14 protein-coding genes and 1 pseudogene are annotated in these 14,871 nt (G+C 58.3%); 4 read left to right on the top strand and 11 right to left on the bottom strand.

The genetic code is table 11. The features are described from left to right. Positions 1–14: 14 nt before the first annotated feature. Positions 15–407 (bottom strand): hypothetical protein, encoded by a 393-nt coding sequence (locus tag GN112_RS27890; RefSeq protein WP_155313162.1) that lies wholly within the window; start codon positions 405–407, stop codon positions 15–17. A 146-nt stretch (positions 408–553) separates the two neighbouring features. On the opposite strand from GN112_RS27890, the gene GN112_RS27885 reads away from it, so the two are divergent. Then, positions 554–991 (top strand): hypothetical protein, encoded by a 438-nt coding sequence (locus GN112_RS27885; protein ID WP_155313161.1) that lies wholly within the window; start codon positions 554–556, stop codon positions 989–991. 21 nt (positions 992–1,012) lie between these two features. On the opposite strand, the gene GN112_RS27880 is transcribed toward GN112_RS27885, so the two are convergent. The 7 genes from GN112_RS27880 to GN112_RS27850 form a co-directional block, all read right to left on the bottom strand. Continuing rightward, a complete protein-coding gene (locus tag GN112_RS27880) occupies positions 1,013–1,384 on the bottom strand; it encodes a response regulator (protein WP_155313160.1) in 372 nt (123 codons plus the stop codon). 3 nt (positions 1,385–1,387) lie between these two features. After that, the gene (locus GN112_RS27875; RefSeq protein ID WP_155313159.1) at positions 1,388–2,041 is read right to left on the bottom strand and encodes a 2Fe-2S iron-sulfur cluster-binding protein; all 654 of its coding nucleotides are present in this window, start codon (positions 2,039–2,041) and stop codon (positions 1,388–1,390) included. 76 nt (positions 2,042–2,117) lie between these two features. Beyond that, positions 2,118–4,055: an NADH-ubiquinone oxidoreductase-F iron-sulfur binding region domain-containing protein gene (locus GN112_RS27870; RefSeq protein WP_155313158.1), complete on the bottom strand. Its 1,938-nt coding sequence runs from the start codon at positions 4,053–4,055 to the stop codon at positions 2,118–2,120. Continuing rightward, on the bottom strand, positions 4,052–4,576 hold the full coding sequence (gene nuoE, locus GN112_RS27865) for an NADH-quinone oxidoreductase subunit NuoE (RefSeq protein ID WP_155313157.1): 525 nt from the start codon (positions 4,574–4,576) through the stop codon (positions 4,052–4,054). The genes GN112_RS27870 and nuoE overlap by 4 nt, the downstream gene beginning before the upstream one ends. A 178-nt stretch (positions 4,577–4,754) precedes the next feature. Beyond that, a complete protein-coding gene (locus GN112_RS27860; RefSeq protein WP_155313156.1) occupies positions 4,755–5,222 on the bottom strand; it encodes a Crp/Fnr family transcriptional regulator in 468 nt (155 codons plus the stop codon). Positions 5,223–5,244: 22 nt separating this feature from the next. Beyond that, a complete protein-coding gene (locus tag GN112_RS27855; RefSeq protein ID WP_155313155.1) occupies positions 5,245–5,673 on the bottom strand; it encodes a Crp/Fnr family transcriptional regulator in 429 nt (142 codons plus the stop codon). A gap of 158 nt (positions 5,674–5,831) precedes the next feature. After that, positions 5,832–8,303: a DNA internalization-related competence protein ComEC/Rec2 gene (locus tag GN112_RS27850; protein ID WP_155313154.1), complete on the bottom strand. Its 2,472-nt coding sequence runs from the start codon at positions 8,301–8,303 to the stop codon at positions 5,832–5,834. A 155-nt stretch (positions 8,304–8,458) separates the two neighbouring features. On the opposite strand from GN112_RS27850, the gene GN112_RS27845 reads away from it, so the two are divergent. Beyond that, on the top strand, positions 8,459–9,097 hold the full coding sequence (locus GN112_RS27845; RefSeq protein WP_155313153.1) for a hypothetical protein: 639 nt from the start codon (positions 8,459–8,461) through the stop codon (positions 9,095–9,097). A 381-nt stretch (positions 9,098–9,478) separates the two neighbouring features. Here the strand turns inward: GN112_RS27845 and GN112_RS27840 are convergent. After that, a pseudogene (locus GN112_RS27840) lies at positions 9,479–9,677 on the bottom strand (IS1 family transposase); the annotation flags it as partial. 38 nt (positions 9,678–9,715) lie between these two features. Then, positions 9,716–10,144 carry a secondary thiamine-phosphate synthase enzyme YjbQ gene (locus GN112_RS27835; RefSeq protein ID WP_155313152.1) on the bottom strand — a complete coding sequence of 143 codons (429 nt, stop codon included), beginning with the start codon at positions 10,142–10,144 and terminating at the stop codon, positions 9,716–9,718. A gap of 344 nt (positions 10,145–10,488) precedes the next feature. Here GN112_RS27835 and GN112_RS27830 point away from each other — a divergent pair, with 344 nt between their 5' ends. Then, positions 10,489–11,733, top strand: a complete 1,245-nt coding sequence (locus tag GN112_RS27830) for a tetratricopeptide repeat protein (RefSeq protein ID WP_155313151.1) — start codon at positions 10,489–10,491, stop codon at positions 11,731–11,733. Between the two features lie 35 nt (positions 11,734–11,768). Here GN112_RS27830 and GN112_RS27825 read toward each other — a convergent pair whose 3' ends face one another. After that, positions 11,769–13,739: a peptidase U32 family protein gene (locus GN112_RS27825; RefSeq protein ID WP_155313150.1), complete on the bottom strand. Its 1,971-nt coding sequence runs from the start codon at positions 13,737–13,739 to the stop codon at positions 11,769–11,771. A 372-nt stretch (positions 13,740–14,111) separates the two neighbouring features. On the opposite strand from GN112_RS27825, the gene GN112_RS27820 reads away from it, so the two are divergent. Continuing rightward, positions 14,112–14,867 carry an ATP-binding protein gene (locus GN112_RS27820; protein WP_155313149.1) on the top strand — a complete coding sequence of 252 codons (756 nt, stop codon included), beginning with the start codon at positions 14,112–14,114 and terminating at the stop codon, positions 14,865–14,867. The last annotated feature ends 4 nt before the right edge of the window (positions 14,868–14,871 follow it).

Below are 14,871 nucleotides of genomic sequence, written 5' to 3'. Positions count from 1 at the left end.
GGATGGTGGAAAAATTATCGGGAAAAACGGATGGTCGCCGCCGTCGTCACCCCCCATACCCAACCATACACCAGCACCAAGACCGGCGTCCACATGCCCAGGTTCATGCCCAGCATGCCCTTGTGCATTTTAAAGGGATAGAGAAAAAAGAGCAGGACCGCCGTGGGGACCAGACTGATCAGGGTCCCCTTGAGCAGAACGCGGGATTTCAAAAACGGCAGCACGAAGAGCAGGCCCCAGAGACCGCCCCAGACAATCCGCGGGTAGAGCCATCGGGCACTCAGGGCAGGAGCCATGGCCACACCGGCCCATCGGGCAAGCCCCAGTTCGCCGGCCTGCCAGACCACCAGACTGTTCACCAGGGCGCCCAGACAGCCGGCCGCAAAGCAAATAAGGATCTTTTTCACGGATGATGGGTTCCTTTCCATCGGTGTTTGGGGAATACGGGTTAAAGGTTGCAAGGCGGAAGCCATGCCGCTATGATGAAAGAAAAAGGCCGCCTACGCTAAACGGTATCGGCGGAAAAAGGAATCGCCCAAAGGAGTTTATCATCATGGCCCGGTGGAACATGCCCGTCGAACCCGACGAACTGTTGTATGCCCTGAAGGTGGGCAATGCAGCGGCCCTGAACCAGATGCCCCTGGCACACACACCGGGGGAAGGGCTGGAGATCGTCGATGAAGAGACTGGACAAGTTCAGACCGTCCATTTTGCCGACAATGCGGTTAACCGTTTTGGCGTGGCTATTGCTCGGGAGTTCGACAACCTGGGGTCCAAGTTCTTTTCGCTGATGACTCGCATCGGGGCGCTGATGCGGCTGCTCGAGGACGAACGGGCCAGGCCCTATGTACAACTCGAGGGCGAATTCACCAAAATCCGCAACGCCATGATCGAAACGATGGCATCCTTTCCCATCACCCCCGAGGGGTTTCTTGATGCCGACCAATTTTTCAATCAGCTTGATACAATCGGTGAGAAGCGGTTCGATTAACCTTTTTTTGATCTTGTCGAGCTATTGGGTTTGCAGGAGTTTCGCTACCATATCCAGCAGCAACTGGATATCGAAGGGTTTGCTTAGTGACTGGTCCGCTCCCACCCGCTCGGCGATATCCAGATACGCATCCGGATCCATGCGACCGCCCCCGGAGATCGAGATGATTTTTGTATCGGGATAATTGCGCCGGATTTCGTCGATGGTCTCGATGCCCTCTTTTTCAGGCATAAAGATATCGGTAATGACCAAGTCGAAGGAACCGGCACGCATCAGGGCGAGCCCCTCCTCCCCATTGGCCGCTTCGGCAACGTCATAATCCGCATCTTCCAAGGTCAGACGCAGAGAAAGGCGAATCGTATCGTCATCATCGATAACAAGGATTCGAGCCATGGGTTATCCTTCGGCGGGCTCCCGGATAACCAGTGCACCGGTGGGACAGGCGTCGACACAGGCCCGGCATTCGCTGCAATGGGCGGCGGCAGTCGGATCAACGTCAAAATACCCCACCACGGTATCGAATCCCCGGCCGGCAAAACTCAGTCCGGAGACCGCACCAGCCTGATCGCAACGTCGCACGCAAATGCCGCACAGCACACACCGGTTGGGGTAATAGTCGAAAAACGGATGGCGGCTGTCGACCTCCGGTTCTTTGAAGACCGACTCAAACGGTTTGCAGGTCAGGCCGGTTCCCAAAAATTTGGCGATCGCCTGCAGGCCGCAGGCCTTGTTGGCCGGACAGTGCTTGCAGTCCACGCGGTGAACGGAGAGCAGCAGTTTAAAGGCGGTCTTCTGGAGTTCGCGAACCGCGTCAGTGTCGGTTCGCACGGTCATGCCGTTTTCCACGGTCTGACTGCAGGCGGTCACCGGCTGGGAAAAGCCCTCAATTTCCACCAGGCAGAGGCGGCAGGCGGCCGGTGCATCATCCGGCGTGTCTCCCTCCAGCCAGCAGAGGTGGGGAATGTAAATATCGGCAGACAGGCAGGCCGCCAACACGCTGCTTCCCTCAGGTGCCTGGATGGTCCGGCCATCCACGGTCAAGGTCACCATTTTATCGCTTCGGTCCTTTCATGCCGGATACATCGGCCGGCAATGCTTAATCTTCAGGTGCAACACAAAGGGAACATCAATCCTTTTTCTCCGGTGGCCGTTCGATGACCGGAGCCAGATGGGCCGGCGAAATCTTAACCACGGCATCGTAGTCCGGCGGGCAGGCGACCATGCACTCGCCGCATTTGACACACAAGGACTGGTCAATGCCTTTCTTGCGATTGCTGGTGGTAAACACCGCATCCACCGGGCAGCATCCCACGCAAGCATCACAACCACGGGCACATTTTTCCAGGTCAATGTAAAACGCGGTTAACGGGCGGCAGGCTCTTCCCGGGCAGCGCCCCTCCTTGATGTGAGCCTCGTACTCGTCACGGAAGTAGGCCAGGGAGGTGAGCACCGGGTTGGGTGCGGTCTTGCCCAGACCGCACAGGGAGCCCGCTTTGACGGCCCGGCTCAGGGACTCCAACTGTTCAATGTCCCCCTCGCGGCCTTCGCCGCGGGTGATCCGGCGCAGAATATCCAGCAGATGGCGGGTTCCGATGCGGCAAAAAGTGCACTTGCCGCACGACTCTTTCTGGGTGAAGTCGAGAAAAAACCGCGAAACATCCACCATGCAGGCATCCTCGTCCATCACCACCATACCGCCGGACCCCATCATGGCACCGGCCCGGGTCAGGGCATCGAAATCCACCGGAGTGTCCAGGAAATCAGCCGACAGGCAGCCCCCCGAGGGACCACCGATCTGTACCGCCTTGAACTTTTTCTTGTTGGGAATACCGCCGCAGATATCGAAGATCAGCTCCCGCAGGGTCACCCCCATGGGAATCTCCACCAGTCCGGGATGGGTCACGTTGCCCACCACGGAGAAAACCGCCGTCCCCGGGCTGTCAGCCGTGCCGATACCGCGGAACCAGTCGGCCCCTTTCTCAACGATGGGCGGCACCGTGGCCAGCGTCTTGACATTGTTGATCACCGTCGGCCGGCCGTCCAATCCCCGCTCCACCGGAAAAGGCGGACGGTGCCGGGGCATGCCGCGATATCCCTCCACCGAATGAATCAGGGCGGTCTCCTCACCACACACAAAGGCACCGGAACCCTGGAACAGGTCGATATCGAAATCCATACCGCTGCCCAGAATATTCTTGCCCAACACCCCGCACTCACGCGCCTGTTCGATCGCCTGGGTGAGAATGCGAACCGCCAAGGGATATTCGGCACGCACGTAGAAGAGCCCCCCCGTCGCCCCCACGGCGATGGCTGCAACGAGCATGCCCTCGATCACCTGGTGGGGATTGCTCTCCAAGAGGGTACGATCCATGTAGGCACCGGGATCGCCTTCGTCAGCGTTACAGACGATCAGTTTGTCCGTGCCGGTCGCGGCCCGGGCGAACCGCCATTTCCTGCCCGTTGGAAATCCGGCGCCACCGCGTCCCCGGAGCCCGGCCGCCTCGATCGTGTCAATCAGCGCCTCGGGTGGCTGGCACAGGGCCTCGACCAGCGCGTGGTATCCGCCGTCGGCGAGATACTCGTGGATCTGCTCGGGATCGATCCGTCCGCAGCGGTCCATGATCACCCGTTTTTCACGGTTGAAACGGGCAAACTCGGTCACCGATGGAATCATCTCGTTTTCCACGGTGGCCCCCATGATGTGCTCGAATCGCGGATCGCCCTCTTCCAGAAAAAGTTTCACCAGCATCTTGGCCTTGCCCGGCGTCACCTCGGGATAGAGAATCGGCGGGAACCCCGAATCGGGATGGTCGATCACCACCACCGGTTCGGCGTAACAGTGGCCCACACAGCCCACGGTATGGACATGGGCCTCGACACCCCGCTCGGCCAGGGCCGTTTCGAACGCCGCCTGGGTCTCCAGGGCGCCGGAGGCAATGCCGCAAGTGGCCATGCCGATATGAATCTTGGGAAGCGGGCTCTGATCAAAAGCCTCCTTGCGGGCGGTCGCTTCGTCGGCAAGGACCTGGTAGGCCGTACGGATAGGGCTGTCATCTGCAGTCATGATCGGGCGGCCTCCCTTTCCGCTTTTTCTTTTTCCAGGCGAACGCGAAGAACCAGTCCCTCCACCTTACTCGGAGCCATATGGCCGTGCAGGGTATCCCCCACCAGGGCCACCGGCGCCAGGGCGCAGCAGCCCACACAGGCCACCCGTTCGATACTGAACTCACGGTCCGCGGTGGTCTCACCCTCGGCGATTTCCAGTTTGCGCTCGAAATTCTCCAGGATGATCTCGCCGCCACGGACGTGGCAGGCCGTTCCCATGCAAACCTTGACCGGATTCCTGCCCGGTGGGGTAAAGCGGAACTGGTTGTAAAAGGAGGCAACCCCATAGGCCTCGGACCGGGTGATTTCCAGATGATCGGCCACCATGGCCAGGGCCTCGTCGGGCAGGTAGCCGATGGTTTTCTGGGCCACCTGAAGCAGCGGAATCAATTCTCCACGACCTTTTTGCGCCATGTCGATCTGCGTCCTCAGGTCGTCCAGGCGGGCCTTATCTTCAGCGGTAAGTGTATGATGCGTCATGGTCACTTTCAACAATGGCTTCAAAACCAGAATATTCTTCTGCGCCGGTTTGCGCAGACAGTGAACGCCGTGCCCTCAGGGGGGAACCCAGCCGGTGAATCCACCCCTCGGATGTGGCAATACCCTTCATTTTTGTAAATGGTATTATCTCAAAACTAGTTGGTAGTTATCACAACGATTAAATTTTGTCCATGGCTCCATAGGCGGCCTGAATGCGCTCACGCAACAAAAAGCTGAGCCGCTCGAGCATGAAAAAGCCGAACGGGGTATCTTCCAGCATGCATTTGCGCAACTGACTGCCTTTGATCCGGATCACCGTCGAATCTTTCTGACAGTTGGCCGATGACATGAGCACGTGCGGCTCGCCGAGAAGCGTCGACCAGCAACCCAGCGTACGCCCTTTCCCAAGGGCATCGATGACCACCGAACCTTTGTGACTGCCGATGTCCATGGCGCGTTCGAGAAAAACATAGCCGTCGGCGATAATAAATAGATCATCGCCAAAATCCCCCTGCCTGAAAATGTATTCGCCGGCCGCGTATTGGTCGATATCGCAGAATGCTGAAATCGTCTCCAGGTGCGCCGGAGAGATGTTTTTAAGAAATCCGCAAGATTGCAGGGTATCCCGAATATCTGGATTTTGCATAATTTCCTTTCGTGGTTCGGCATCAGCCGGTTGAAGGCACCTGCTGGCACGCCTGGACCAATCGGCATCCCAGGGCACAGGACAGATGCTTGAAAAAAAGGTAGCCGCTTTCCATGTCGCTGTCGAACAGCTTGAGCAACCGTTCCCGGTCAATACGCAGGACCACCACCGGCGTTTCACAAACGGCACTGCCGCCATAGGTGTCGCAATTGACGAGGCAGCCCCAGCCGAACGCTTCGCCGACCCGGTTACCGGTATAAACACATTTGCCGGATTCATCCATGGCGATCTTCACTTCGCCCTGGGCAAGGATGTAAAGAAATCGGGCGGCATCACCGTGGTGAAAAAGCACATCGCCGGGGTTGAACACCTGGCGCTCGGCAATGGCCATGACGCGGCTGACCACATGCTGATTCAATCCCCAAAACAGCTCTGTCTGCGGGATATACATGGCACACCTCTATGGGTTAGACAAAATATCAACGGGCAGTATGACAAAACAAAATCAAAAAATCTGGATGAGACTGATATATCTTTTTTAATATTTTTGAAAAGCGGATGTCAAATCAAGCTTGAAAATGAGAAATCGCAGCTTCGGTCGGTTGGTTGTCAGAAGCGCCGTTGATCACCCGCCGTCACAACCGTATCGACCTCCAAAGTCCTGCCGTCAGTGCGCATCAGAGCGGCGCCATGAGTGCAGGTACAGACGATCCGGCAACCTGACCGCCGGTAGCGGTCGATGACCTCCGGATGGGGAAAGCCGAAGCGGTTGCCAGCGCCGGCGCTGACCAGCACCCAATCCGGTCTGACCGCATCGATCAGCACCGGAGAACTGGATGTCCGCGAACCGTGATGGGGAGCGAAAAGGACCGTGCTGGCCAGGTGTTCGCCAACCTGCGTCACGAGGACTTGTTCGGCCGGCATGGTAATATCACCGGTGAGCAGAAAGCTGACCGTCCCGAACGTCGCCTTCAGTACCAGCGAATCGTCGTTGCGATCGGCCCGATCGATGGCCCGTGGCTCACCGGGAACTCCCGCCGGTGGATGCAGGACCGCCAGGTGGACCCCGCCGACGACGGTCCCGCATGCATCGGCGGTCATTTGCCGCACCTGGATCCCATTTTCCCGGCAGGCCGCCATCAGCGCCTGGTAGCCGAAGGTGGCGTGGGCATCCCCGTTGGTCCACAACTCCCGGGCGTTGAAATGCCGGGCCACATAAATCAGACCGTTCAAGTGATCCGCATCGGGATGCGAGAGAACCAGGATGTCCACGGTGGCGATCTTTTTGCGCCATAAAAATGGTGCCACCACCCGCTGGCCCATGTCGAAAAGGCGATTGTCGGAAAAACCGCCGCCGTCCACCAGAAAGACCTGGCCACCGGGCAGTTCCAGAAGCGTGGCACCGCCCTGCCCCACATCGATGGCCGTCACCCTGAGATCCGAATGCCAGAATCGGACGGTTGCCCAGTACAGGCCGTCGGCCGTGGCCATGAGCAGCGACGCGGCCAGGACCCAGGGCGCCGGTCGCAGATTTCGAAGGTTCAGCACAGCCCAACCGGTAAGATAATATAAAGTGATCTCCAGGAATGAAGGCGTAACGGTTTTAAAAGCGGCAAAGGGAAGGCCCGCAAAAACGTCGACCCCCGCCAGGGAAATCTCGATGGTCTCGAGCGCCAGGCGGAACCCCACTTGGGCCGCCGGTTCGAAAACCCAGGCAAGAAGCGCGGAGAAAAGTCCCAAGGGTACCGCCAAAAATCCGGCCAATGGAATCAGCACCAGGTTGGCCGCAATGCCCACCAGGGAGGTCTGATTAAAGTGGGCCAGCACCACCGGCGTGGTGCCGGCGATGGCCAGGGCCGACACCAGAATGAAGGCCGCCACCCGTTTCAGCGGCCGCCTCCGGCCGGCCGGTTCCGCCATCGGAGCGATTTTGCGGAGGCCATAGGCGATGGCCACGACAGCGGCAAAAGAGAGCTGGAACGAGATGGAAAAGAGCGCCGGGGGAAAAATCAGCAGGATGATCAGGGCGGCCACGGCCAGGGTATTTAAAATGTCATGACCGCGCCCGATGATCAGGGTTCCCAGAAACGCCCCCACCATGATCTCGGCCCGCTGGGTGGAGGCGGACATACCGGCAAGAACCCCGTAGGCCAGCACCGGCAAAAGGGTTGCCGCGGCAGCCCAACGTCGCCCCCACCCACGCCACAAAAGCGCGGGGAAGAGGGCAAACAACCACCGGAAGCCGGCGAAGGCCACGCTGGCGACAATACCCACATGCAGCCCGGAAATGGCCAGCAGGTGGCCCACGCCGGCGCGGTTGAACCGCTCCCGCAAGTCGTTGTCGATGCCCGACCGATCCCCATATACCAGCGCCTTGAGCACCGCCCGGGCCGCAGCGGCCGACCGTTCACCGGCCGTGTCGATCAGGCGGCCGAGGCGATCACGGATGGCGTCGAGCCGTCTTTGGACCGGAGAAACCGTCCGCCGCTCCTCCCGTTTGATCCGCTCGGCCCGCACCCAGGCGCTGGCATGAATGCCCTGGAAAGCCATATGGCGCCGATAATCGAAGGCGCCGGGATTTTGAAAATTACGAAAGGGGCGCAGCCGGGCCGGGAAACAAATCCGATCTCCGCGAGCCAGCTCCGATCGCCCCATCACGGTTAGGCGGATCCGGCCCCGGACGGACCGCGAAACATGATCACGGCTGAGGCAATCGACCGCCACTATGCTGCGGGCGCGCCCCAGACGCGCCACGGCAGGCTCGACCACGGTGGCCTGAACCCGCCAATAATCGTCGTCAAGATAGTGGACGATGTGATCCGGCGCATAATGCGGTGAGATCCAGGGCACCATGGAAAGGTACCCGGCCGCAGCGACGGCCAGCAGGGGGGCCCAGCACCCTGGTTTACGCTGCCGCAGGCGATGGAAAAGAAAAAAACCGGCCACCAGCAGCACCATGAGGGCCAATGGTAAGTATCCGGGCCGATGCGCACCCCATCCAATACCGGCCAACAACGCCAGGGTGACGGGGATGACCGGCCGGAGATAGGGTGTTTCAGGGTTGGTGAGTGTCAAATTCACCGGTTAACCATACTCCAGAAAGGGCTGTTACTCAAATTTGAATCTTATATTCAAAACCATTCTTGATCGTACGGAATATGATTTTATCAATAGTTCCTTTTTCAATGATTTCCCACAGCGATGTCACTTTTTGTTGGGAATAAGTCGTTGACAAAATGGTCGTCAAGGAGGAGCCACTTCTCGTCGATCCGCATGAGAGCGTCCGACTCGGCGTTGACGCCGTCGAAACCGATGATACGCCGGAGGCGAAGTCTGCCCTCCGGGAGGCGCTCATGCGATCGCACCTGCGTGCACGGCTCAGGACCAACGGTCGAATTGTGGAAGCTCGGTTCGGGCCGTCGGGGGAGCGGGTCCTGGGCACGGTCTGCGGTGCGGACGATGGGGATGAATGCATGCAGGCGCTGTGGGAGGCAACCACCGGTCGACTGATTTGCTCTCTCCCCACGGGGGAGCGTGGACGGTTTAGTACCGATGGCGACCGGATCGTCGGTGAAGGTGGGCACGTGTTCACAGCCGACGGTTGTGCGCCGGTCGCCGTCGACCCGACCACCGTTTCGCCGGCCGTGGCGCCGCCGCCACGATATGAGCTGGCGATCATAGAGGGTCGTCCAGTGATCCGCGATCTGGAAAGCGGAAAAACGCGTTCGCTCTCGCCCTACCTCGATCCTGTGGCGGGCGCCGCATTCGATCACGAGGGGCGCTTCGCCGTGACGTGGAGCGCTTCTGATGTGTATATGGAGTGGCACTGCCCGCTCTGGAGGGGAAGAAACAACCGGCCGAGGTTCCCAAATTGAGCGCCGACCGCAGTACGGTGATCGCCCTGGTATCCACAACGGAGATCGGCGCCTGGGACATGCGGACCGGCCGTCGGCGGGCGCTCATCACAGAGGAACGTTACAGCTCGCTCTTCGTAACGATAAGCCGTGATTCCATGGGAAGGATCTGGAGCGTGCCAGATGGCTTGCTCGTGCACGAGCTCTTCGGTCACGCCGATGGGGTTCTCGGGGCAGCGTTCAGCCCCGACGACGCGCTCGTCATCACGGTCGGGAGCGACCACACGAGGGTCTGGGACGTCCACACGGGACAGCAGATCGGTGACTTCGTTGGATCGGAAGCATATTCCCTGTTCATCTTGCACGACTGCTCTGCGCTCGTCACGGTTTCTGATTTCGGGCCCCCTTTTTCAACACTTTTCGAGGACGACCGCGCATACCAGTTTGCAAAAGCTCGTGGCATATTTCAAAGAGAATTTTTCCGTATCGACGTTCACCATCTGTCAGATAGGGTTATGTCTTCAGTTTGATTGACAAGTTCTGCCAGTGTCTTGATTGCTTTTTCAAAAAGGGACCTGTCCTTTTTACCGCAGCTCATTTCTCAAATGAAACGGCCAGGGTGTGAGAATGATGCCGAAATCAAACACCAATCAACGTCACTTCAATTGAACGCTTCCTGGCTCTATTATCGTGATTGATCGCAACGACTTGTTGCCACGTCCCCAATTTCAAACAGGCTTTCCTGATCGGCAGGGCGATTGACGGCCCCAACAATGCCGCTCGGACATGGGAATGGCCATTGCCGTCGTGCCAGGCCAATTCGTGGGCGTAGGCAAGGTTTTCCGGCGCGATCCTGTCAATCGCATCTTTCAGGTCCTGAACAACCCCCGGTTCGAACTCGATTGTGGTCAAGCTGCCCGTGCTCCCCACGATACAGGCATTGGCAATTCCATTTTCAATGCCGGAGCGGCCAATGATGCGGTTCAGATCGTCGGTTATGTCCTGGATATCAATTCCGGTATTGAGATCGACCTCAATCGTTGTGATATGAAATATGGTGGCGGCCATTCAAAGCTCCTTCACTGATCAATAGAATTTTAAATTTATCAACGATATGCCGACCAGAATGACGCGATTTCTTATTCTGAAGCCCACCATACCATTCCAGTGCTCCAATTCAATGGGATTTTGGTTCCCACGCAGCCGCTGGACCGGAATTACACAAAGTTACTCGCGTGTAACCCAAAATCCCTAAAGTCATTTTTGAAACAGTCGAAACCAGAATCAAGTGGTTTCCGGTACATTGGGGAGTGTTAGATGGAAATCACCTGCCCGGCTGAAAACGGCCCGGCAAGCGGATGAATCAATAACCATCCGCCCTGGCGAATGACATCAAGGCAGGAGGCCCATCAATGAGCGGCATAGAAGACGTATTGGCGAATTCACTTTCCTGGTCGACATCAACCGGCACCGTATTGGACGAACAGGATGCCACCGACATTTTTTCCATCCTGGCCAGCGAAGAAGACGGCCTGGCGGAAATGGCCGAAAATTTCCTGAACAGTGGCATCACGTATTACTCCAATGGCGATTATGAAGAGGCCGCCAAAGCGTTTGCAGCATCCATCTCCCTCGATCCGGATTCGGATTACAGTTCCGATGCCACCAAATATCTGGCCCAGACCTACATAGAACTGGATGAAACCGACAAAGCCATCGAAACCTATGAAGCGGCCGTCATGCGGGATCCCGACAATGCAGATTTCCGCACGGCGCTGGGCCAGCTCTATTATTCGGAAGAACGGTATGAGGATGCCGTGGTCCAGTACGGCAAGGCAGTGGAAATCGATGACTCCGCCGAAAACCGTTACGCCTATGGTGAGTCCCTGCTGAAAGTCGAAGACTACGAAGAGGCGGAATACCAGTTTAACAAGGTAAAGCGATCCGATCCCGACAGCTATGCCGGCGACTACGGTCTGGGGAAAATGTATGCATTGATGGAAGATTATGAAACCGCCATCGAGCACTTCCAAGCCGCCCTGGAGATTGATCCGACATTTTACGATGCCTATGCGGAAATGGGGTACGCTTACGCCGATGTGGGTGAATTTGAGGTGGCAAGGGAAATTCAGGAAGGCCTGGAAGAGCTGGATGAAGATCTGGCCGAAACGCTCGAGTTGTATATCGATCAGGTCGAAAATCCGGAAATTTCCTTTGCCTACGCGACCAGCACGTTTCCCTACCAGACATCCTCGGGATATCCCGTGTCGGCCATCGACAGTTACCTGGAAAACGCCGGAGCCGAGTTGAGCATGACCATGGTGTTCCAGTTCTCCAAGGGCATGGACATCGCATCGGTCACCAACGTTTACAACTGGAGCATCACCCGCGCGGATGGTGACAACGTCGCGACCACTTATAACTACGGAGACGAAATCCCCTCCACGGAGATCAGTCTCGATTACTACCCCGACTACGTCATTTACGATCCCGACACCTACACGGCCACCGTCGGCTTTACCGTGCGGCAAAATGAAACCGCGGACGGCACCATCGATCCTTCCCACATCGTTTTCTCCTTTGACGGCGAGGACGTCTACGGTGTGGAAATGAGCGAGTACGGTGACGAATACAGCGGCTTCAGCGGTTCGGCCTGAAGCAAATTCCAGTTTTCAGATTAAAAATCCACAATTCATTTCAGCCCGATGCTCCAATTCCACAACCCGGGTCGCTTTTTAAGCGTCACCGTGGGCGGCACCGGCTCGTCCAGGTGGACAAACATCTGCATGCCGGCCTGTTCAAGCAACCGGCGCTTTTCGGTGATGTCCAGTTTCCAGTTGGGAAAAATCCAGTAGTCCGGTCCGTGCTGCTCGGCCCAGGCCTGTTCTCCCCGCGGACTTTCAAAGGGCACACGCAGTTTCATCCCGTCGGCCAGGGTACGGGAAATACAAAGCGGCCAGTGGCCGGAAAGCACGATGCCCAGGGGAAGCGGCCGCTGGCGGCACAGGGTGAGGATACCCGTTTCCCCCAGTTCGGGGCTCACAAAGGCGCCGGCAAACCCCAGGGTGCGGAAGCTTTCCAGGCAGAGGGCATTAGCGGCATTGCAAAACGGCCCGGCCCACAGGGTCAGTCCCTGGGGACGGTTGAACAGGGCCATCTGCCAGGGCATGTTGAGAACAAACCGGCGCACGCCTTTTTCCAGACTCCGGCTCACCAGACCGGCGACGCGGTCCTGGTCGTCCGGCCAGAGCACCGGCGGCAGCCAGATCCACAGGTTTTCGCCAGCCGACCGGCCGATGTTGGCCACGGCGGTCTCGGAAAGCCAGATGCCCGTGGCATGGCGGCCTGTGCTGCGGGTCGGCGTGCGCCCCACGCGCATCTCCAGTGGCCGCTGTTTTTTCAGCATGGGCGTGGGAAGCGTGGTAGTGAACGTGGACGGCCCGATCTCCTCTGGCGGTGCCCCCCCCGCCTCCACCTCGGCGATCATCGCTTCCAGCGCTTTTTCGCGGCGATCGGTGAGAAACACCGGTGCCCCGGACCGGGGCGTCCGCGTTCCGCCCAGCTTCAAGGGATAGCGTCCTTTCTGGGGCACATGCCGGGTCACCCGGCAGATGCTGTGGACCGCCTCGTCCTCGTAGCCGATGCGCAGGACATCGCCAGGCAAAAGCGTGTGGCGGACGACGACCCATGGGTTTTTGGCCGGTCCCTGCACCTTGCCCATGAAAAGCCCCGAGGCGGTCTGTCGCCGGGTATCGATGGGGGTCTGGGGACGCTGGGGCAAAAACCGGTAGTGCGACCGCTCCCGACCCAGCGCCTGGTCCAGCAGCGCCAGTGCATCGCGTTTGATGTTCACGTCGTGCCCCTGGTCCCGAAGCATGCGATAGGCAGTCACCGTGTAATAGACGTAGTGGGGCCCTTTTTTGCGCCCCTCGATCTTCCAGGAAACCACTTTTTTCACCTGCCCCAGAATCTTGACCAGTACGTCCACGGAAAAATCCTGGCAGGAGAAGGTCCGGACGGCCTGCCCGCCCTGACGATAATAGCGCCGGCAGGGCTGGACACACCTTCCCCGGAGCCCGCTTTTGCCGCCCATGTAGCTGCTCCAGTAACAACGGCCGGAAACACCGTAGCAGAGTGCCCCATGGATAAAGGCCTCAATGCTCAAGGTTTTGGGGCAGGCGCCGGCCATGGCCTTGATCTCGTCAATGGAGAGTTCCCGGGGAACCACCACGCGGTCCACGTTCAAGTGGCGGGCGACGAATCCCAGGGCCCTGGGGAAGCTGACGTTGGCCAGGGTGGAGAGATGAATTTCGCCGTCGAATCCCGCCTGGCGGGCCAGCCCCACAACTCCCGGGTCCTGGACGATCAGGGCGTCGGGCCGGACCTGGCGGCCGAGAATATCGATGATCTGGCCGGCCGGCTGCACTTCATCCGGTTTGATCAGTGTATTGAGCGTCACATAAACTTTCGTTCCCCGATCATGGGCCAGTCGCACCAGTTGGGCAAGTTCCTCAAGAGAGAAATTCTTGGCCTCCATGCGCGCCGACATGGATTTGAGACCGCAATAGATGGCATCGGCGCCGGCGGCCAGGGCGGCCAGAAAAGCGGCCCGGTTGCCGGCCGGGGCCAGGATGATCGGTTGGTGGGCGTTGGTGGCATTCACAGTAATGGTTGTCCGTTCAGTCAATGGGTAAGGCGCAATATGGCGGGTGCCATGGGGTCGCGCAAAGCACGTTTACATATCCGCTCTGGTACTCAAGATAATGTTTTTGGGCTGCGTTATCGGTCGTCGCGGTATTCATTATACAGCTTCCTCCCTCTGATCTTGCCAGAAACATTATCTTAAACACCATATCCGGGGAAACGGTCAAGCGGGTCATTTTTCTGTTCGCTGGTTTTCCTTGCTCAACTGGCAACCTGTCTTATATTATCCGCATCGTTTGATTTGGCGCGCAAACGGTTTTTCAATCATTTGTGGACGCCCTCTCTCTTCAACGAACCATGGCCATGTGCACGGGCATGAAAGGATAGACATATGAAACTGGCAGTCAGCGGCAAAGGCGGGGTGGGCAAGACGACATTCTCGGCACTTTTGGCCCGGACCCTGAGCGACCGGGGGAAAAAAGTACTGGCCATCGATGCGGACCCGGACGCCAATCTGGCAGCGGCCTTGGGCATCGTCGACGCCGACAAGATCACCCCCATCGCCGAAATGAAGGAAATGATTTTCGAGCGCACCGGCGCCCAACCCGGGACCATCGGTGGTTTTTTCAAACTCAATCCCAAAGTGGACGACATCCCCGACACCCTCTCCACCCAGTTGGACAACATCAAATTGATGCGTCTGGGAAGCGTTAAAAAGGGCGGTGGCGGTTGTTTGTGCCCGGAGTCGACCCTGCTCAAGGCCCTGGTCACCCATGTGGTCCTAGGCCGTAACGAAGTGGTGATCATGGATATGGAAGCCGGCATTGAGCATCTGGGCCGGGCTACCGCCCAGGCCGTGGACAAACTGATCGTCGTCGTCGAACCCGGACGCCGCAGCATCGAGACGGCCGAGCATATCAAACGCCTGGCCGGGGAAATCTTTTTGAAAAACATTGCCGTGGTGGGCAACAAAATCCGCAGCCCCAAAGACGAGGAGTTTCTCCGTACCCATTTGAATGGGTTTGAATTTCTCGGTTTCCTGCCCTACGACAACGATCTCATCGAGGCCGACCTTTCCGGAGCCTCCCCCTACGAAACCGCATCGACGGCCAAGGATGTGGTCGCCGACATTATCGATAAATTATGAATTA

The organism is Desulfosarcina ovata subsp. ovata (genome assembly GCF_009689005.1).
In the GTDB taxonomy this organism is placed as follows: domain Bacteria; phylum Desulfobacterota; class Desulfobacteria; order Desulfobacterales; family Desulfosarcinaceae; genus Desulfosarcina; species Desulfosarcina ovata.
The sequence above is the reverse complement of the archived record's forward strand: the minus strand, read 5'-3'. Positions and strand labels throughout refer to the sequence as shown.

Coding starts and splice junctions, on each gene's coding strand:
- nuoE (WP_155313157.1), bottom strand. CDS start 4,576: ATGACGCATCATACACTTACCGCTGAAGATAAGGCCCGCCTGGACGAC.
- GN112_RS27870 (WP_155313158.1), bottom strand. CDS start 4,055: ATGACTGCAGATGACAGCCCTATCCGTACGGCCTACCAGGTCCTTGCC.
- GN112_RS27855 (WP_155313155.1), bottom strand. CDS start 5,673: ATGTATATCCCGCAGACAGAGCTGTTTTGGGGATTGAATCAGCATGTG.
- GN112_RS27820 (WP_155313149.1), top strand. CDS start 14,112: ATGAAACTGGCAGTCAGCGGCAAAGGCGGGGTGGGCAAGACGACATTC.
- GN112_RS27860 (WP_155313156.1), bottom strand. CDS start 5,222: ATGCAAAATCCAGATATTCGGGATACCCTGCAATCTTGCGGATTTCTT.
- GN112_RS27885 (WP_155313161.1), top strand. CDS start 554: ATGGCCCGGTGGAACATGCCCGTCGAACCCGACGAACTGTTGTATGCC.
- GN112_RS27830 (WP_155313151.1), top strand. CDS start 10,489: ATGAGCGGCATAGAAGACGTATTGGCGAATTCACTTTCCTGGTCGACA.
- GN112_RS27875 (WP_155313159.1), bottom strand. CDS start 2,041: ATGGTGACCTTGACCGTGGATGGCCGGACCATCCAGGCACCTGAGGGA.
- GN112_RS27835 (WP_155313152.1), bottom strand. CDS start 10,144: ATGGCCGCCACCATATTTCATATCACAACGATTGAGGTCGATCTCAAT.
- GN112_RS27845 (WP_155313153.1), top strand. CDS start 8,459: ATGGTCGTCAAGGAGGAGCCACTTCTCGTCGATCCGCATGAGAGCGTC.
- GN112_RS27880 (WP_155313160.1), bottom strand. CDS start 1,384: ATGGCTCGAATCCTTGTTATCGATGATGACGATACGATTCGCCTTTCT.